This window comes from Ruegeria sp. CL6 (genome assembly GCF_056536465.1).
The window spans coordinates 483,421-502,042 of sequence record NZ_JBQFPR010000003.1 but is presented as its reverse complement, the minus strand read 5'-3'; the positions used below and the strand labels follow the sequence as shown (position 1 = coordinate 502,042).

Genomic DNA, 18,622 nt, shown 5'->3' with positions numbered 1-18,622 from the left:
TGTGACGTCAGAAGCGCTCTAACAGGCGTTTGAGATATTCCAACTCAATCTCGGGGCGGTCCGATTCTCCGGTCCGGCGACGGATTTCATCCAGCAATTCGCGCGCGCGGCGATAAACGTCTTCGCCCTGCAGCAGGTTGTCATCGGTTGAGATCGACCCAGACGCGCCCGGGCTACGGCCCAATGGATCGCGGCTGTTGGCCTGCATGTCACCTTCCTGCGCGCCTTGGCCGGGCTGATTCTGCTGGTTCTGGGCCAACGCCTCACCCAGTGAACGCATACCTTCGCGCAGGGCTTCCATCGCCTCGGACTGGCGATCAATGGCTTCGGCCAGATCGTCACCGCGCAGCGCCTGCTCTGCCTCGTCCATGGCGCGGCCCGCACGACCCAGCGCGTCACGGGCAGCTTCGCCCTCGGGCGTTCCGGTACCGGGCAGGTTCTGTTGCTGACGGCCCAACTCGTCCCGCAGCGCCTGCTGCCGGTCAGCCAGCGAACCATCGCCCTGCTGACCCTCTCCGGCCTGATCCGAGCCCTGACCCTGACCACCTTGACCTTCGTGACTGTCACCACGGCCCTGACCACCATTCCGGCCTTCATTGCCCTGATTTTCGCCTGCTTGCGCACCGGGGTTGAACTGTTCCTGCAGGTCACGGAACGCCTGATCACTCAGCCCCTGTTGTTCGCGCAGTGTTTCGGCAAGACCTTCCATGGCCTGCTGGCCCTCGGACTGCTGGCCCTGACCCTGACCTTGCGTGACGCGCATGTTCTCCATCATCTGCTGGAATTCCTCCAGCGCCTGCTGCGCCTCTGCCATGCGGCCCTGTTCCATCAGCTCTTGAATGCGATCCATCATGCGCTGCAAGTCGTCCTGCGTCATTTGCATGGTCTCGCCGTTCTGACCCTGCTGACCTTCCTGACCGTCATTTTCCTGCGCCAGCCGCTGAAGCTGCCGCATATAGTCCTGCGTGGCCTCGCGCAGCTCCTGCATCAGTTCGGCGATTTCCTCATCGGTTGCGCCGTTCTGCATCGCTTCGGTCAGGCGTTCCTGCGCGCGACGCATCCGTTCCAGCGCATCCGCCAGCGTCCCTTCCTCGATCAGCACCGCCAGATCCCACAAGGACTGAGCGATCTCAGCTTGTTGCTTTGGCTTCAGGTCGTATTCGGTGAATGTCTCAAGCCGCCGAAGGGTCACGCGCAACCGCAGATAGGCCGTGTCCGAGCGGAACAGGTCCTCGGGCAGATGCGAAACGGCCCGCAATACCTGCGCAACACGCGTGGCGTTCTCGCGCGTCCACAACAGGTCACGGCGCTGTTCGATGATCGCCGCGGCCAACGGGTCAAAGAAGCGACGGGCAGGCAGCGCGGTCATATAGGGTTCTGACTGGGTTTCCTGATCCGCAGCATCCCGCGCGGACAGAGTGATTTTGACAGGCAGATGCGCCCAGGGATGTTCCGAGAAATCCTCGATAAAGTCCTCGATAAAGTCGGTGCGATCCCCGGTAATCGGCATCGGCAGTTCTACTGAAATGACCTCGCGCGGCTCTGGCTCAAGCGTCAAACCATAGCGGCGATCAACAGAGGCGAGATCAAGTTCGATGGTGGCCGTACCGGATTGAACGCCATAATCATCGCTGGCTGCATAGGGCAGCTTCATCTGCCCACCAGCTTCGGCCGTGGCGATGTCGGCTACTGCGATTTCGGGGGGAACATCCGCGATAACATCCAGCGTCCACTCCCGCCCCGAAGGTCCGCCGATTTTCAATAGGCCGGACCGATCAGCGACAAATTCCTGCTCTGGCGCGGTCGCGCCCTCAGCCCCCAAAGGTGTCGTGGTTTCCGTAAGGCTATGTGCGCCAACCTCGCCATAAAAGCGCAGAGTGATACGGCTGCCCTGCGTGATCGATAAGGTTGGGTTCGACTGATCAGCCAGATAGAGCGTCGGCAGACCCGTATAGCGTGGAGGCTCTACCCACCCTTCCCAGCTTGGTCCCTGATCCGCCATTGCGGCACCCGGAGTCATTTCGGCCACGGATCCAATTCGCCAGAATGACCCGAACAAAGCGGCGATCACCAAGGCCAGCAAAGCCGAATACCGCAGCGCGTATGGGTCACGATCCGCAAGGCGCAAATCGGGTTTCACGGGCTGGGCCTGTGACGCACGACGGGCCATCCGGTTTTGGTGCGCTTGCCACAAGGCGACCGAATCCGCATCCTTTGCCCCAATTGCCTGATCGTCCATCAACGCCTGAATTGGTCGGCCCGGCAGGGTTTCATCCAAACGCATCAACGCTTCGGCGCGCGTGGGCATATTAAATCGCTGCGCGCCCAAACCCAGTGCGGCCAGAAGGCCCAGCACAACCAAAGACCCCACGATCCAGACTGTCTCAACCGTCACGAGATCCTGAAGTCCCAGCATCAAAGCCGCCAAACTCGCCATCAGGATCGAAAAGAACGGCCAAAAGGCACGCCAAACCCGCTCGGCCAGCATCCCAGTGTGCGTCAGCCACAGGGACAGTCTAGGGATCGGCAGGGGCAGTCGTTTGGTCAAGTCGGGCCTCCAACAGTGGGCCCGCGCGCCTATCGCGTCAAAGCCACTCTGGTATGGTATCGCGGTTTATGATTTCGTCAAAGCTCGGGCGTTCACGAATTACGGCGAATTGATCGCCATGCACCAGAACTTCGGGGATCAGAGGGCGCGTATTGTATTCGCTGGCCATGACCGCGCCATAGGCTCCGGCACTGCGGAAGGCGACCAGATCGCCTGGCGCAAGCGGCGGCATGTTACGCTGTTTGGCGAAGGTATCTCCGGTCTCGCAAACGGGTCCGACGATATCATAAGGCTGTTGTTCCACGCCCGGCGCGGGTTCCTGAACGGCGACGATATCGTGATGCGCCTCGTACATTGCCGGGCGGATCAGGTCGTTCATGGCCCCGTCGAGGATCAGGAAATCGCGACCTTCGCCCGATTTCACATAAATCACCTTGCTGACCATCAACCCTGCATTGCCTGCGATCAGTCGGCCCGGCTCGATCTCGATCTCGCAGTTCAAATGGCCCAATGTCTTTTTGATCAGCGCGCCATATTCCACCGGCAGCGGCGGCGCATCATTGGCGCGGGTATAGGGTATGCCCAGACCGCCGCCCAGATCGAGACGACGGATATTGTGCCCTTCACTGCGCAACTGTTCGGTCAGCTCGGCGACCTTGGTATAGGCCAGCTCGAACGGCTCCAACTCAGTCAGTTGCGAGCCGATATGGACGTCGATGCCAATCACCTCCAGCCCCGGCAGGGTGGCGGCATGGGCGTAAACCTCTGACGCGCGCGCGATCGGGATACCGAACTTGTTCTCGGACTTTCCAGTAGCGATCTTGGCGTGGGTCTTGGCGTCCACATCCGGGTTCACCCGCACGGTGATCGGCGCAACCACGCCCAGATCAAGGGCGACCGCATTGATCACTTCCATCTCGGGTTCAGATTCCACGTTGAACTGGCGAATGCCACCGGTCAGAGCGGTACGGATTTCATCCGCTGTCTTGCCAACGCCCGAAAACACGATCTTGTCGCCCGGCACGCCTGCGGCCTTGGCCCGCAGATATTCCCCGCCCGAGACCACGTCCATCCCCGCGCCCGCCTGCGCCAGCGTCTTCAGAATCGCCTGATTGCTGGCCGCCTTCATTGCATAGCAGACAAGGTGGTCCATGCCGTCCAGCGCATCATCGAACAGCTTGAAGTGCCGCAGCAGTGTGGCTGTCGAATAGACATAGAACGGGGTTCCGACCGCTGCTGCGATTTCGGAGATTGGGACGTCCTCGGCGTAAAGCGCGCCGTCGCGGTAGAGAAAGTGATCCATACCCGCGCGCTTAGACCAAAAAGGGCGCGCGGATCAATGGATTCTGCACAAGCCGTAGCGTTGCGTCAGTTGGTCGTTGAAACGCCGACCCGCCCATAGCCGGAAATCTTGATCCCTGAACCGCCCGAGTTGGCCTCGGGTTCTGGACGAGGGTTAGACGAAGGTTCACACGCCGCCAGAACGACAAGCGACAGGATCAGGCCAAAAGTTTTCATTCGAGTCTCATCGGTGTTGAGGTGCCTAAGCGCAGGCTACCGAGTGCAGATGGGAGCGGAACCAGTGAATTGCAATCTCCGCGCGTCAGAGGCCCAGATAAATCCCCAAGCCGCCGCGTTGCAGACCAATTCCACCGCCGACATACGTGCCGCTGCTGCCGACGCCGATATTGGCATTCATTGTTGGCTGAATCGGTTCGCCATCCGCACCGCACCCGGCCAGAACCGCTCCGACCGAGATCAAAAGCAACACACGCACGATCTGCATTACACCAGCGCCTTCCACCGCTTGATCTGGGCACGCACCTGATCCGGCGCCGTGCCGCCGTAAGACTGGCGTGAGTTTACCGAGTTTTCGACGGTAAGAACAGAATAGACATCATCCGTGATGTCCGCATGAACCGACTGCATGTCGTCCAGCGTCAGATCGGGCAAGTCGCAGCCTTTGGATTCGGCCATCGCCACCAACGAGCCTGTGACATGGTGCGCGTCGCGGAACGGCAGGCCCAGCACCCGCACCAGCCAGTCGGCCAGATCGGTCGCGGTCGAGAACCCCGACCCCGCCGCAGCCGCCAGACTGTCGCGGTTGGCGGTCATGTCCTTAACCATCCCCTCCATCGCGGCCAGCGCCAGCATCCAGTTGTCGGCGGCGTCGAAAACCTGCTCCTTGTCTTCCTGCATGTCCTTGGAATAGGCCAGCGGCAGACCCTTCATCACCATCATCAGCGCCGTATTCGCGCCATAGATACGGCCCACCTTGGCGCGGATCAGCTCGGCGGCATCAGGGTTTTTCTTCTGCGGCATGATCGACGAACCGGTCGAAAAGCGATCAGACAGTGTCACAAACCGGAACTGAGCCGAGGACCAGATCACCAATTCCTCAGCAAAGCGCGACAGGTGAACTGCGCAGATCGAGGCGGTAGACAGAAACTCCAGCGCGAAATCCCGGTCGCTGACTGCGTCCAGCGAGTTTGCCGCTGGGCGGTCAAAGCCCAGCGCCTCAGCCGTCATCTGGCGGTCGATGGGGAAGGATGTTCCAGCCAGCGCCGCCGCGCCCAAAGGAGATTCGTTCATCCGGGCGCGCGCATCGCGGACGCGCGACAGATCGCGGCCAAACATCTCGACATAAGCCATCATGTGATGGCCCCAAGTGACAGGCTGTGCCGTTTGCAGGTGAGTAAAGCCGGGCATGACCCAATCGGCCCCGGCCTCGGCCTGTGTCAGCAAGGCGCGGATCAAGGCCAGCAGGCCGGTTTCCGCCGCATCGAACTGATCACGGACCCAGAGTTTAAAGTCGGTCGCCACCTGATCATTCCGCGACCGGCCTGTGTGCAAACGACCTGCCGGTTCTCCGATCACCTCTTTCAGCCGCGCCTCGACATTCATGTGGATGTCTTCAAGCGCGGTCGAGAACTGGAACGACCCCGACTGGATTTCTGACAAAACGGTGAGCAGCCCTTCCCGAATGGCTTGCGCGTCACTATCAGTAATAACGCCTGTGGCTGCCAACATGGCGGCATGGGCGCGCGAGCCTGCGATGTCTTGGGCTGCCATCCGCTGATCGAACCCGATCGAGGCATTGATCGCCTCCATGATCGCGTCTGGACCGGCGGCAAAGCGGCCGCCCCACATCTGGTTCGAGGATTGATCGGTCATGTAAGAAAACCCGGAGTTGATATGCGCCTATTTCGTCTGATCCCCCTTTATATGGCCCTTGCGCTGGGTGCAAACGCGGCTTTGGCCACAGACGCGGAAACTCTGGGTCCACTGCGGGACGGCACGTTGAAACGCCTGATCCTGCACAAAGAGCCGAAACCTGTTGCTGCGGTTGAATTCCAGCTTGAAGACGATGGCGGTGCCGCCTCGCTTGAGGATTACCGGGGCAAGTATGTTTTGCTGAATTTCTGGGCCACGTGGTGCGCCCCCTGCCGTAAGGAAATGCCGCAGCTTGCCGAACTCCAGCAGGAATTTGGCGGGGATAAGTTCCAAGTTCTAACTCTGGCCACGGGGCGCAATTCGCCTGCCGGGATCAAGAAATTCTTTCAGGAAAACGGCATTGAAAACCTGCCGCGTCACCAGGACCCCAGATCCGCCGTTGCCCGCGAGATGGGGGTTCTGGCGCTGCCAATTACCGTCATTCTGGACCCCGAGGGCAACGAGATCGCACGCCTGATCGGAGATGCCGAGTGGAACTCGGACAGCGCCAAGTCGATCATTTCAGCGCTCGTAGAGCCTGAAAGTTAAGGCGCGCGACCTTTTCCCGTCTAGTTGTGGTAAACTGATCCCGGCCCCTATGGGCCGGTTTTCGTTTGCAACCTTCAGGAAGGGAGACGGCAATGAAACCGGTAGTTCTGCTAGTTGGTCGTTTGCCAAATGTCATCGGTGATGTGGCGCTACAGTTGGATCATCTGCCGATCCAATGGCTCGGCGCACACGACACCGATGAAGTCCGGCGGCAATTGGACACCGAACCAAGAATAGCCTGCGCAATCATTGGCGCAGGGCTGGACGACAAGACCCGAGGAGAGTTGGTGGGCATCATCGCATCGCGCAGACCCGACATCTGCATCCACCTCAAGGACAGGACATCTGGTCCGGAAGGGTTGGTGCCGTTTGTCCAGCGGGTGGTTCAGCACGAAATCCTGGAACGGCTCGAAGCAAGCTGACGTTACGCCACCTTTGACAGCCACCCGGCCACTCTGCACTTTGCTCAACGGGAGGACGGCTGTGCCGCTGGAAATTCTTTTGGTTCTGGTGATCGGAGGAATCACCGGAATCACCGCGATGTTGCATTTGACGGGCAGGTCCCGTTTGCGCGCGCTGACGCAGGATGGTGCGCGGCGTGAATGGCTGCGGCATTCTCCAGACGACTACATCATCGACGTCACCGTTGCCCATGATGGGCGTTCGGCGCTCATCCGCACGCCCTCGGGGAACGGTTTGGTCTGGGTGTTCGGTATGGATACCGTTGCCCGGCACCTGCTGGATTTCGACTGGCTGGATCGCCCCGACGGGTTCGAGATCCGGTTCAACGAATTTGGCACCCCCAAGGCAATCGTCCACCTAGATGACTTTGAACGCCAGCACTGGCGGCACCTGTTGGAGCCCTCATGACCGATCAAGTGACATTCCCGGACGCCGTGCAGTGGGCCGTCCCGGTCTTTATCGCCGCAATCCTTGCCGAGTTTCTGTGGATCGCGATCAAAGGCAAAGGCGGGCGATACGAGACCCGCGATGCCGTGACCTCATTGATCATGGGCGCGGGGAATATCGCTTCCGATCTGTTGTTGGGAGTTATTGTCTACACATTCTTCATGTGGCTGTGGCAGATCACGCCCTTGAATCTGGGCACGTCGATACCCGTGATCATCCTTTGCTTTGTGCTGGATGATTTTCGCTACTACTGGGTGCACAGATTCGGCCATCGCATCCGCTGGGTCTGGGCCAGTCATGTGAACCACCACAGTTCCCAGCATTACAACCTGACCACCGCGCTTCGGCAGACATGGACCTATACATTCACCTTCATGATGGTCGTCCGCGCGCCCTTAATCCTACTGGGATTCCACCCCGCAATGGTTCTGTTCTGCGGCGGGGTGAACCTTGTGTACCAGTTCTGGATTCACACCGAAGCCATCCACAAGATGCCCCGCTGGTTTGAAGCGGTCATGAACACGCCCAGCCACCATCGCGCGCATCACGGACGCAATGCTCGCTATCTGGACTGCAACTATGCCGGCACGTTCATCGTCTGGGACAAGCTGTTTGGAACCTTCGTGCCGGAACAAGAACACGACCGCGTCGATTACGGGCTGGTTCACAATATCGGCACGTTCAACCCGCTACGCGTCGCTTTCCACGAATGGGTCGGTATCTGGCGCGATGCGACCCAGCCGGGCCTGACGCTGCGCCAGCGACTGGCCTACTGCTTCGCGCCTCCGGGCTATAGCCATGACGGAAGCCGCGACAACTCGGAACAGATCAAGGCCAAGCATATTGCCCATCATCCCGAAGATCGCGGAACGCCCGGATTCGAGCATTTCCGAGACGATGAGCCTAATTCGCAAGCAGAACGTGCCTGAACCCACCGAATCTGCCTAGGTACTTTCTTGAATTCCGGCCTGCGCAGTCCATATCCTCAGAAAGCGCAACGTAACGACCGGAGGCGGATCATGACCCGATTTTTGACCATATCCACTGTTCTGGGTCTGGCGGGTCTGGTTGTCGCGATGCTGACAGCACTGGCTGGAACAGCGTCCTCGCTTGTCGTTCTCGGGTTTTCCATGATGGCTCTTGGCTTTGCCGGAGCTGTGATCGGCGCGGCAGCGTCCCTGGGGCGCATCTGGGAAACAGCACGCTAATCTTGCTGCCTCAGGTATTGATGCCCTCCGTTAACCGCAGATTCATGAGTTTGCTTTGATATCCGAACCTGACCGATGACGGGCAGGGAACGTTGAACTCATGCAGGACAGGACACTGGCAGATTTGCCCGAGGGGTCTGAAAACCCCCTGAACTCGGCCGTTGCCGCCAGGGATGCGACAACCGTTCAGATGGCATCGGACGCCGTGAAACACAAGCAATGCAAGCTGGCGTTTCAGCCGGTTATGCAGGCCAATCCCCCTCATGGAGTCGCGTTTTACGAAGGCTTTATCCGGGTTCTGGACGAAACAGGCCGCGTGATTCCTGCGCGCGAGTTCATGCCCCAGCTTGAAAACACCCCGATCGGTCGCGAACTGGACTGTATCGCGCTTGAAATGGGCTTGCGCACACCGGCCCGGACTCCGGACATCCGAATGTCGGTAAACATGTCCGCACGCTCGATCGGATATGCGCGATGGTCCCGCGTGATGGAGAGATTTCTCAAAAAAGACCCCAGCATTGGTGAAAGGTTGATTCTTGAGATTTCAGAAGACTCGGCAATGACCCTGCCCGAACTGGTGGTCGATTTCATGGACCGCATGCAGCCTCGTGGCGTTGCCTTCGCGCTGGATGATTTTGGTGCCAGCAATTTCAGCTTTCGCCACTTCCGCGAGTTTCTTTTTGACGCCGCAAAAATCGACGGCCAGTTTGTACGTGGGATCAGCGACAACCCCGACAATCAAGCACTTGTGCGCGCCCTAATCGCCGTCGCGCGTGAGTTTGAAATTCTGGTGACAGCCGAATCGGTTGAAACACGGGAAGACGCGGAATTCCTTGTCTCAAGCGGCGTTGACTGCCTGCAGGGTTTTTTGTTCGGCGCACCATCTGTCTCAGCCCCTTGGAAATCTGGGAAACTCAATAAAACAGGCAGTTAACCATGGAAAAATCGCCTATTCACTCCCTGAGACAAGCTGCCCGTTGCTGCAACTGCAGCATTGCGCTATGCCATGATCAGTTGGAGCGGGGGATCATGAGGCGCTCGGGACTGTCAGAGGGCGACCTCTGTGACTTGCGCCGTCACGTTTCCCACAGGACCTTGACGGTAAAGGATTGTCTAAATGACCAACGTAGTAATCGCATCCGCAGCACGCACAGGCGTCGGCAGCTTTGGCGGATCGTTCGCCAACACCCCCGCACATGATCTGGGGACCACGGTTCTCGAGTCTGTCGTGGAACGTGCCGGGATCGAGAAGGGCGAAGTGTCCGAGACCATTATGGGGCAGGTTCTGACTGCAGCGCAGGGCCAGAACCCTGCGCGCCAAGCTCATATCAACGCCGGCCTGCCAAAAGAAAGCGCGGCCTGGGGTATCAACCAGGTCTGTGGCTCGGGGCTTCGGGCGGTTGCGCTGGGTGCGCAGCACATCCAGCTGGGCGATGCCGAGATTGTGGCCGCTGGTGGTCAGGAAAACATGACCCTGTCGCCGCATGCCGCCGCACTGCGCGCAGGACACAAAATGGGTGATATGAAATATATCGACACCATGATCCGCGATGGTCTGTGGGATGCGTTCAACGGCTACCACATGGGTCAGACCGCCGAAAACGTGGCCGAGAAATGGCAGATCAGCCGCGACGCGCAGGACGAATTCGCCGTGGCCAGCCAGAACAAGGCCGAAGCTGCGCAGAAAGCCGGTAAGTTCGCCGACGAGATCACGCCCTTCACCATCAAGACCCGCAAGGGCGATATCGTGATGGACAGCGACGAGTACATCCGCCACGGCGCGACCATGGAGGCCATGGCCAAGCTGCGCCCCGCCTTCACCAAGGACGGCTCGGTCACGGCAGCGAACGCGTCGGGATTGAACGACGGCGCGGCCGCCACCCTGCTGATGTCGGCTGAAAACGCTGAAAAGCGCGGGATTGAGCCGCTTGCAAGGATCGCATCCTACGCGACAGTGGGTCTGGACCCCTCGATCATGGGCGTTGGCCCGATCTACGCGTCGCGCAAGGCACTGGAAAAGGCGGGCTGGTCGGTCGGTGATCTGGATCTGGTTGAAGCCAACGAAGCCTTTGCCGCGCAAGCTTGCGCCGTAAACAAGGACATGGGCTGGGATCCTTCGATCGTGAACGTGAACGGTGGCGCCATTGCCATTGGCCACCCGATCGGCGCCTCGGGCTGCCGGGTTCTGACCACGCTTCTGTTTGAAATGAAACGCCGCGATGCGAAAAAAGGTCTGGCGACCTTGTGCATCGGCGGCGGCATGGGTGTCGCCCTCTGCGTGGAGCGCGACTAAGTGCCCTGAAAATGGCATAAAAAGGGGCGTCCGCTGGGCGCCCCTTTTTTGTTACACTGGGGCACGCCCCGAAGATGCGACGATATTGCCACCCGGAATCTCGAAATTCATGACGAAACAATATTGCGCAAGATCACCTCTCAAAGTAACAGCATTACCAAGACGATATGAATTGGAGGAGTCCTAAATGGCACGTACAGCACTCGTCACCGGCGGTTCGCGCGGCATCGGCGCAGCAATTTCCAAGGCGCTAAAGGCCGAAGGATACAATGTTGCGGCCACCTATGCCGGCAATGATGAAGCCGCAGCAAAGTTCACCGAAGAAACCGGCATCGCCACGTACAAGTGGAACGTTGCCGACTATGACGAGTCCAAAGCGGGCATCGAAAAAGTCGAGGCCGAGGTCGGCCCCATCGACATCGTGGTCGCCAACGCGGGCATCACCAAGGACGCGCCTTTCCACAAGATGACCCCGGAACAGTGGCATCAGGTGATCGACACCAACCTGACCGGCGTATTCAACACCGTGCACCCTGTATGGCCCGGCATGCGCGAGCGTAAGTTCGGCCGCGTGATCGTCATCAGCTCGATCAACGGTCAGAAGGGCCAGTTCGCACAGGTGAACTATGCCGCGACCAAGGCGGGCGATCTGGGCATCGTGAAATCGCTGGCGCAGGAAGGCGCGCGCGCTGGCATCACTGCAAACGCGATCTGCCCCGGATACATCGCGACCGAGATGGTCATGGCAGTTCCTGAAAAAGTGCGCGATTCCATCGTTGCGCAAATCCCGACTGGTCGCCTGGGTGAGCCCGAGGAAATCGCACGCTGCGTTGCGTTCCTGGCGTCGGACGATTCCCAATTCATCAACGGTTCGACCATTTCGGCCAACGGTGGACAGTTTTTCGTCTAAGCCGGACACAGAAAACGAAAACGGGCCGGTCTTTTCAGACCGGCCCTTCTTTTATCCCGTAAGGACGCGCGCGCTGCGTTCAGCGGGAACCAAAAAGCCAGTTCAGGGCCTGCTTGAGCATCTTACCGCGTTCAGCATGGGCCCGCTGAAAGGCGCGGGCGGCTGCGGGGTTTGTCGTCATCTCGATCATGGCAGTCATCCTTTCAGTTCAGCTTTGTTTGACTTGCACTCAATATGCGCCTTATCAATGCTGGCGACAAACGAGCTTTCTGCGGGTTTCAGTTAAGAATTTCTTATGCTATGAGCGACTACCTCCCCCCACTGACCGCATTGCGCGCCTTTGATGCCGCCGCGCGCCACATGTCCTTTGCAAAAGCTGCCGAAGAACTGCACGTAACCCCTGCGGCCCTGTCCTTTCAGATCAAATCCCTTGAGGAACATCTGGGCCGTCCGCTGTTTCGCCGCCTGAACCGCGCCGTCGAACTGACCGAGGCCGGGCGCGCACTAGCACCCGGCGCGGCCGAGGGGTTCGCTGCATTGCAGGCCGCTTGGCAGGCGGCCCGACGGCAGGGAAACGATACCAGCTTGACCGTGACCGCAGGCCCGGCCTTGACCGCCAAATGGCTTGCTCCGCGCCTTTATGAATTCGCGCGGGCACATCCCGAGATTGACCTCAAGTTCTCGGCCACGCTGCGCAATATGGATCTGGAACGTGACGATGTAGATGTGGCGATCCGGTTCGGCTATGGCGATGACGAGGGGTTGTATTCCCTGCCCGTGCGCAAAGAGTGGCTAACCCCGGTCATGACCCCTGAATTGGCCGAACGATATTCAACGCCCGACAGCCTGAGGGACGCGCCGCTGATCTTTGACGACTCGATTGCGTTTCTTCAACCGCCCAGTGACTGGCCTGCATGGTTTCGGGCGGTCGGTGTGAATTTCGCGCCGACCCATGGCGCGCATTTCTCGAATGCGGACCATGCGATCGACGCGGCCGTTGCGGGGGTTGGCGTTGCTCTTGGACGCCGCGCGATGATCATCAAGGACCTGACCGAGGGGCGCTTGGTCGCGCCGTTCAAAACCGCCATCGAAACGCGGGGGCGGTTTCGGTTTCTATGTCTGCCGGGTGCCGAGAATCGCCCCCAGATCGCTGCCTTCCGAGATTGGTTCATGGACGAGATTGAAAAAACCGCGCATATCTCGGATGAATTCGAGATTATCCCGGTGGAAGAGGTCCCCGCACCATGACAAGAACCCGTGCAACGGGGATCGGATTTATCGCGGTCCTGCTATGGTCTCTGCTGGCCTTGTTCACGGTGGGATCCGCACCCACTCCGCCACTGCTGTTAAACGCCATATGCTTTTCAATCGGCGGCACGCTTGGGCTGATCTGGACCTGGGCAAATGGTGGTCTGGCGCAGCTTCGGAAGGTGCGCTGGACAACCTACCTGTTTGGAACGGTCGGGCTGTTTGGCTACCACGCGCTGTATTTCTCGGCGTTGCGCATGGCTCCGGCGGCCGAGGCTGGCTTGATCGCTTATCTCTGGCCCTTGCTGATTGTTCTCTTTTCCGGACTGCTGCCCGGTGAGAACCTGCGTCTGGGGCATCTGTTCGGTGCTTGTCTGGGGTTCGCCGGGGCCACTGTAATCATAGCCGGAGGCGGAAGTGCCGGGTTCCAGTCGGATCACCTGCCGGGATATGGCCTGGCCCTGTTATGCGCGCTGACCTGGTCCGGCTACTCAGTCCTGTCCCGGCGCTTGGGCGACACTCCGACAAGTTCGGTTGCCGTGTTCTGCGTCGCCACGGCCATCGCGTCCGCTGCGCTGCACATAGCTGTTGAAGACACCGTGTGGCCGGACACCGCAACAAGCTGGGCGTCCGTTCTGGCCTTGGGCCTTGGGCCGGTGGGACTGGCGTTTTACGTCTGGGATATCGGGGTCAAACAAGGCGACATCCAAATCTTGGGCACGGCGTCCTACGCGGCACCCTTGTTGTCTACGCTTGTTTTGGTTGTGGCCGGGATCGCGGCCCCTTCGTGGGGTCTGGCGATCGCGGCCGTTTTGATTACGGGTGGCGCGACTATCGCGGCACGCGCCAGTATGAGCCGTTAGTTGGACAGGCGCTCGATCTCTTCTTTCAGTTTCAGCTTCTGTTTCTTGAGTTGAGCGATATGGAGATCATCGATACCTGGCGAGCGTTGGGCTTGTTCTACTTCGAGACCGAGAGTTTCGTGCTTTTTCTTCAGTTCCGTCAGATGTGCGCTCACGCTCATGGCGATACTCCTTTGTTGGTGTCTCAGGTTTACGTAAGAAGTTGACCACATCGTTTCCAGCCTGTCACGCTGCAGACGCACAGAATCTGTAATAAATCCGACAAATTCGGCTGGTTAATGCCTATCACTCCTGGAAACAGGCCAGCGCTGCCCCGTCGCGCAGCACCGCTGATACTTGCGGCGTATAGCTTTCGCCGTCTTTTTCGTGGCGCTCACCTGCGTGTAAAATCAAGGGCGCATGGAGTTGAAACGCTGCGCGGCCCCCTTTTCTGGCCCGCAGAATCACCAGCTCGGCTTTGCGCCCGGACCGGGCTGCCAGTGGCACAACTTCGATTGACCCCAGCCGCCCGGAACAGGCGATCAGCATATCCGGCAGCCGATCCGCTTTTTGGATCATGTGCAGGTAACCCTTCGGTGCAAGGCGTTTCGCTGCGGCGTCAAACCAATGGTCCAGCGGCGTATCCCCGCCCAGTGCGACCCTTCGTCCCTTATCTATAGACGGGCTATGCGCCCCGGCCCGGTAATAAGGCGGGTTAGCGATCACGTGATCGAACTGACGCTGCTTCAGGTCCGGCGGCAATGCGGTCAGGTCCGCTTGAATGACCTCCAACCGCGCAGCGTTTTCAGCAGCGTTCCGGCGTGCCAAGACAGCGTATGGCGCTTGCAACTCCACCCCGACGGCCTGCAACCCCGGCACGCGCGCCATCAGCGACAGCACTGCCGCCCCTGCCCCGCAGCCCAGCTCCAGCACGCTTTGGCCCCGCTTTGCCGGAACAGAGGCGGCCAGCAGGATCGGATCTACCCCGGCGCGATAACCATTGCGGGGTTGCCACAGGCGCACACGACCACCCAAAAAGTCATTCAGGGTCAGGTCATCATCGTCAAACAGGGTCATCGGCCCAGCGGAATATCGTTGTCGCGCATCACGCGCTCGGCCCGGGTCAGGTCATCGGCGCGGACCATCAGGCGGCGGGGGAAAATTCCTATGCCGCCTTCGAGGATGCTCATATTTACGTCCATCTGAAAGCAGTCTATATCCTCGCCTTCAAGAAGGGCGGATGCAAATGCCAGGATCGTTGGATCGGTGCTGCGCAAAAGTTCTTTCATGGGGATGGATGTAAGGGCAAGGTGCGGCAGAAGTCGAGCCTTGTATCAGGAGTGTGATGGCGATCGGCACGGTCTCAAAACCGCATGAGCGGCTGGCGGAAATTCTCGCGGGTGAAATGGACGCAGTGAATGAGCTGATCCGAACCCGCATGGCGTCCGAGCACGCCCCGCGCATCCCGGAAGTAACGGCACATCTGGTCGAGGCGGGCGGCAAGCGTTTGCGCCCGATGCTGACCTTGGCCGCAGCGCAACTGTTTGGCTATCAGGGCAGCCACCATGTGCGTCTGGCCGCGACTGTTGAATTCATCCATACCGCCACCTTGCTGCACGATGACGTGGTGGACGAGAGCGGCCAGCGGCGCGGACGCCCCACGGCAAACCTTTTGTGGGACAACAAATCCAGCGTTTTGGTGGGCGATTACCTGTTCTCGCGCAGCTTCCAGTTGATGGTCGAGACAGGGTCGCTGCGCGTGCTTGATATCCTTGCAAACGCATCGGCGACGATTGCCGAAGGTGAAGTCCTGCAAATGACGGCAGCCACCGATCTGGGCACCAACGAAGCGATCTACCTGCAGGTTGTGCGGGGCAAGACGGCGGCGTTGTTCTCAGCCGCGACCGAAGTGGGCGGCGTCATCGCCGGAGCGACCGAAGATCAGGTCCAAGCCCTTTACGATTACGGCGATGCGCTGGGTATCGCCTTTCAGATCGCGGATGACCTGCTGGATTATCAGGGCGACAGCGCTGCGACAGGCAAGAATGTCGGTGACGATTTCCGCGAACGCAAGCTGACCCTGCCGGTCATCAAGGCCGTCGCGCAAGCAACCCCGGAAGAACACGCATTCTGGGAGCGCACGATAGGCCGTGGTCGTCAGGAAGAAGGTGATCTGGACCACGCGCTGGGTCTGATGGCCAAATACGGCACGCTGGACGCCACGCGCTCGGATGCGCTGGGATGGGCGAACAAGGCCAAAGCGTCACTCGACATCCTCCCCGACCATGAAGTTCGCACGTTGCTGCGTGATCTGGCGGATTACGTGGTGTCTCGCCTCAATTAAGCTGAACGGCGCGACACCACCAGTCGGGATGGGCTGCTCCAATTTCGTAGGCAGCGAAATGGGCCGCCTTCATATGCGGGTAGAGCGCAAAGCACGTCGATCCCGACCCCGACATCCGAACAAGCAGAGCGTCCTTGGTTTCCGCAAGTTCGTCCAGCACCCCGCCAACGTCGGGCGCAAGACCCTTGGTCGGACCCTCAAGATCGTTTCGTTGATCCCGCAACCAAGCGGCGCAGTCCTCAGGAGCGGTAAACGTCGGAATATCATTCGGCATGGGATCGTTGTCACGGCTGTCCAGCGCCGAGAATACAGCACCCGTCGGCACTTCGACGCCCGGATTGACCAGAAGGGCTGGCAAGTGCGGTAAAACAACCGGTGTCAGCCCGTCACCAATACCACGCATTCGACTGGCCCGCGCAGCCATGCAGACGGGGATATCCGCGCCAAGTGACAGGGCGATCTCATCTGGAATGGAGCCGCCCTGATCGGCAACCATGCGCAAAGTGGCCGCTGCATCGGACGATCCGCCTCCGATCCCGCCCCCGTGCGGCAGCACTTTGTTCAAGTCGATATGACCTGCCCAACCTGCGGCCTTGGCTGCCTTCCAGACCAGATTACGTTCATCCGCTGGAACCCCTGCCGCGTGCTCACCAGTAACCGTGATCGACAGGCAATCTCCCGGTGCAAAGCGCAGCGTGTCACCCAAATCCGCAAAGACCACCAGTGAATCCAACAGGTGATACCCATCGGCTCGTCGGCCAGTCACATGCAGGGTGAGGTTGATCTTGGCGGGCGCGAAGCCCTCAGCCTTCATTTGCGACCTTCAAAGGGTCAGCCCCCTCCTCGGCCAGAACAGCATCCAGCCCAATCTCAATCTTGCGCCTGATCCGGTCCGGGTCGGCTTCGCCATCCGTGTCATCGGGGTCGATGAAAGACAGGGCGCGTTTCCACTGGAACTCGGCCTCGCGCGCGCGCCCGACGGCCCAATAGACATCCCCCAGATGATCGTTCACCACGGGATCCACTGGCATCAACTCAACCGCGCGCTCCATATGCTCAACCGCTTCGTCATAGCGGCCCAGACGGAATAGAACCCACCCAAGGCTATCCACGATGTAGCCACTGTCAGGGCGCGTGGCGACAGCGCGTTCGATCATCTCTAGCGCCTCATCCAGCTTCTCGCGCCGTTCCACCAGAGAATACCCCAAATAGTTTAGAACTTGCGGCTGGTCCGGGTTCAGTTCCAGCGCACGGCGGAAATCGGCCTCGGCCTGATCCCAGTTCTTGAGCCGCTCGTGCGAGATGCCGCGGGCGTAGTAGAGAAACCAGTTTCCGCCGACCCCTTCCTCAATCAGCTCGATCGCCCGATCATATGTTTTCACCGCAGAGGCATAGTCCTCCTGCCTTCGCTGAAGATCGGCCAAAGCGACGTGCACGCTGGGCAGGTTCGGGCTTTGCGCGGCAAGGGTCTGCAAGACTTCGGCGGCCGCATCGGTTTTGCCAGCCCGCCCCAGAACTTCGGCGCGGCCAAGTTCGGCAGCGTGATAGTCACTGCTGTCAGCCGGTACTTTACGATAAGCCTCAACCGCCAGATCGTATTGTTCCAGCTCATCCAGCAACTCGGCGCTCAGCAAGATTGCGTCAACATGATCGGGCCTCAGGAAGGTCGCGATCTGAGCGTAGAGCAGAACGTAATTCTGGGCCGCCTCGGTGCTAAGCGCGGCACCGACGGAAAAGAACACTTCGGCCATGCCATCCTGAGCGGACCGAACGTGGGTAAATGGCAGGGTATCCCCTGCGGTCAGACGCGCCTTATAGCTTTCGATAGACGGATCACTGCCGGCGGCAAACACATCATTCAAAAACGCCAGCGCCTCCTGATTGCGGTCGAGTTGCGACAGAACCTCGACCCGTGCCAGCGCCGCGCGGCGTGAAAATTGGGCAACTACCCCGCCATCGGCGGCGAAAATAGCCTCGGCCCCTTCAAAGTCACCAACCGACGCCAAAGCAAGCGCCTTGTGGTATAGCGCAAATTCCCGCAGCCCCTCCTGCGCAGTGACCTGATCGAACTGCTCCATGGCCTTGGTCATCGAGCCTTGGCCGATATGAGCCCATCCAAGCATCAAACCATCCACCAGCGGTCCGACGCCCTCTGTCTCGGGGTCAAGCGCAAGCAATTCGTCCAGCTTGCCATCCGCGACTAGGTTTGAAGCGATCACCATCCGGGCCGCCTGACTTGGCAGGCCCATGTCCTCGATCGTGCGCGCCACGGGCAGCGCGCGCCTGATATCACCCAGCGAGAGTCTGGCGACAACGACACTTTCCAGCAGCCTGTGATTTTCAGGGTCAGCGCGCTGCGCCTGCGCATAGTAACGCTCGGCCGCGGTGTAATCGTTCTGGAAAATCGCCTGACGCCCGGCAAGATACGAACCGGACCCCGTATCCGAAAAAGCCGGAAACGTGACTGACGAAGAAAGCAGCGCAACCAGCGCTGCGCGACGGAGGAGGGAAGCCACCAAAATCCTGCCTTGCTATTGTTGACTGCCTAACAAGCTAGG

At 59.7% G+C, this 18,622-nt stretch carries 21 protein-coding genes; 11 read left to right on the top strand and 10 right to left on the bottom strand.

Annotated features, from left to right (window positions below):
- Positions 1–7 precede the first annotated feature (7 nt).
- From ACR0LH_RS12075 to argH, 5 genes are all read right to left on the bottom strand, one after another.
- Entirely contained in the window at positions 8–2,548 is a 2,541-nt protein-coding gene (locus tag ACR0LH_RS12075; RefSeq protein WP_480721135.1) for a TIGR02302 family protein, read from the bottom strand.
- A 37-nt stretch (positions 2,549–2,585) separates the two neighbouring features.
- Positions 2,586–3,851: a diaminopimelate decarboxylase gene (gene lysA / locus ACR0LH_RS12070; protein WP_170387470.1), complete on the bottom strand. Its 1,266-nt coding sequence runs from the start codon at positions 3,849–3,851 to the stop codon at positions 2,586–2,588.
- Between the two features lie 65 nt (positions 3,852–3,916).
- Positions 3,917–4,066 carry a hypothetical protein gene (locus ACR0LH_RS12065; RefSeq protein WP_170415035.1) on the bottom strand — a complete coding sequence of 50 codons (150 nt, stop codon included), beginning with the start codon at positions 4,064–4,066 and terminating at the stop codon, positions 3,917–3,919.
- An 85-nt stretch (positions 4,067–4,151) separates the two neighbouring features.
- Positions 4,152–4,334, bottom strand: a complete 183-nt coding sequence (locus ACR0LH_RS12060; protein WP_170485101.1) for an argininosuccinate lyase — start codon at positions 4,332–4,334, stop codon at positions 4,152–4,154.
- The gene (gene argH, locus ACR0LH_RS12055) at positions 4,334–5,722 is read right to left on the bottom strand and encodes an argininosuccinate lyase (protein ID WP_170485103.1); all 1,389 of its coding nucleotides are present in this window, start codon (positions 5,720–5,722) and stop codon (positions 4,334–4,336) included. The genes ACR0LH_RS12060 and argH overlap by 1 nt, the downstream gene beginning before the upstream one ends.
- Positions 5,723–5,743: 21 nt before the next feature.
- Here argH and ACR0LH_RS12050 point away from each other — a divergent pair, with 21 nt between their 5' ends.
- From ACR0LH_RS12050 to yddG, 10 genes are all read left to right on the top strand, one after another.
- Positions 5,744–6,310: a TlpA disulfide reductase family protein gene (locus ACR0LH_RS12050; protein ID WP_480721133.1), complete on the top strand. Its 567-nt coding sequence runs from the start codon at positions 5,744–5,746 to the stop codon at positions 6,308–6,310.
- Between the two features lie 92 nt (positions 6,311–6,402).
- Complete coding sequence (locus ACR0LH_RS12045) at positions 6,403–6,732, top strand: hypothetical protein (protein WP_170387461.1); 330 nt, start codon at positions 6,403–6,405, stop codon at positions 6,730–6,732.
- Between the two features lie 61 nt (positions 6,733–6,793).
- Positions 6,794–7,180 carry a hypothetical protein gene (locus ACR0LH_RS12040; protein WP_480721131.1) on the top strand — a complete coding sequence of 129 codons (387 nt, stop codon included), beginning with the start codon at positions 6,794–6,796 and terminating at the stop codon, positions 7,178–7,180.
- Positions 7,177–8,148 (top strand): sterol desaturase family protein, encoded by a 972-nt coding sequence (locus ACR0LH_RS12035; RefSeq protein WP_170485109.1) that lies wholly within the window; start codon positions 7,177–7,179, stop codon positions 8,146–8,148. The genes ACR0LH_RS12040 and ACR0LH_RS12035 overlap by 4 nt, the downstream gene beginning before the upstream one ends.
- A gap of 90 nt (positions 8,149–8,238) precedes the next feature.
- A complete protein-coding gene (locus ACR0LH_RS12030; RefSeq protein ID WP_170387455.1) occupies positions 8,239–8,427 on the top strand; it encodes a hypothetical protein in 189 nt (62 codons plus the stop codon).
- Positions 8,428–8,527: 100 nt separating this feature from the next.
- Entirely contained in the window at positions 8,528–9,361 is an 834-nt protein-coding gene (locus ACR0LH_RS12025) for an EAL domain-containing protein (protein ID WP_480721129.1), read from the top strand.
- Between the two features lie 183 nt (positions 9,362–9,544).
- The gene (locus ACR0LH_RS12020; protein WP_170415051.1) at positions 9,545–10,720 is read left to right on the top strand and encodes an acetyl-CoA C-acetyltransferase; all 1,176 of its coding nucleotides are present in this window, start codon (positions 9,545–9,547) and stop codon (positions 10,718–10,720) included.
- A 187-nt stretch (positions 10,721–10,907) separates the two neighbouring features.
- The gene (gene phbB / locus ACR0LH_RS12015) at positions 10,908–11,630 is read left to right on the top strand and encodes an acetoacetyl-CoA reductase (protein ID WP_170485113.1); all 723 of its coding nucleotides are present in this window, start codon (positions 10,908–10,910) and stop codon (positions 11,628–11,630) included.
- A 300-nt stretch (positions 11,631–11,930) separates the two neighbouring features.
- Positions 11,931–12,878, top strand: a complete 948-nt coding sequence (locus ACR0LH_RS12010; protein WP_170485115.1) for a transcriptional regulator GcvA — start codon at positions 11,931–11,933, stop codon at positions 12,876–12,878.
- On the top strand, positions 12,875–13,741 hold the full coding sequence (yddG, locus tag ACR0LH_RS12005; RefSeq protein WP_480721128.1) for an aromatic amino acid exporter YddG: 867 nt from the start codon (positions 12,875–12,877) through the stop codon (positions 13,739–13,741). The genes ACR0LH_RS12010 and yddG overlap by 4 nt, the downstream gene beginning before the upstream one ends.
- Here the strand turns inward: yddG and ACR0LH_RS12000 are convergent.
- From ACR0LH_RS12000 to ACR0LH_RS11990, 3 genes are all read right to left on the bottom strand, one after another.
- The gene (locus ACR0LH_RS12000; RefSeq protein WP_170387443.1) at positions 13,738–13,902 is read right to left on the bottom strand and encodes a DUF465 domain-containing protein; all 165 of its coding nucleotides are present in this window, start codon (positions 13,900–13,902) and stop codon (positions 13,738–13,740) included. The genes yddG and ACR0LH_RS12000 overlap by 4 nt on opposite strands.
- 124 nt (positions 13,903–14,026) lie before the next feature.
- Complete coding sequence (locus tag ACR0LH_RS11995; protein WP_480721127.1) at positions 14,027–14,797, bottom strand: tRNA1(Val) (adenine(37)-N6)-methyltransferase; 771 nt, start codon at positions 14,795–14,797, stop codon at positions 14,027–14,029.
- On the bottom strand, positions 14,794–15,009 hold the full coding sequence (locus ACR0LH_RS11990; RefSeq protein WP_170387439.1) for a putative signal transducing protein: 216 nt from the start codon (positions 15,007–15,009) through the stop codon (positions 14,794–14,796). Before ACR0LH_RS11990 ends, ACR0LH_RS11995 begins: the two co-directional genes overlap by 4 nt.
- A 56-nt stretch (positions 15,010–15,065) precedes the next feature.
- Between ACR0LH_RS11990 and ACR0LH_RS11985 the strand changes: the two genes are divergently transcribed.
- On the top strand, positions 15,066–16,064 hold the full coding sequence (locus ACR0LH_RS11985; RefSeq protein WP_170696565.1) for a polyprenyl synthetase family protein: 999 nt from the start codon (positions 15,066–15,068) through the stop codon (positions 16,062–16,064).
- Here ACR0LH_RS11985 and ACR0LH_RS11980 read toward each other — a convergent pair.
- Both ACR0LH_RS11980 and ACR0LH_RS11975 read right to left on the bottom strand, forming a co-directional pair.
- Positions 16,057–16,878, bottom strand: coding sequence for a 4-(cytidine 5'-diphospho)-2-C-methyl-D-erythritol kinase (locus ACR0LH_RS11980; protein ID WP_480721126.1), 822 nt, complete (start codon positions 16,876–16,878; stop codon positions 16,057–16,059). The two genes, ACR0LH_RS11985 and ACR0LH_RS11980, sit on opposite strands and share 8 nt — an antisense overlap.
- The gene (locus ACR0LH_RS11975) at positions 16,868–18,583 is read right to left on the bottom strand and encodes a tetratricopeptide repeat protein (protein WP_480721125.1); all 1,716 of its coding nucleotides are present in this window, start codon (positions 18,581–18,583) and stop codon (positions 16,868–16,870) included. Before ACR0LH_RS11975 ends, ACR0LH_RS11980 begins: the two co-directional genes overlap by 11 nt.
- Positions 18,584–18,622: the final 39 nt, after the last annotated feature.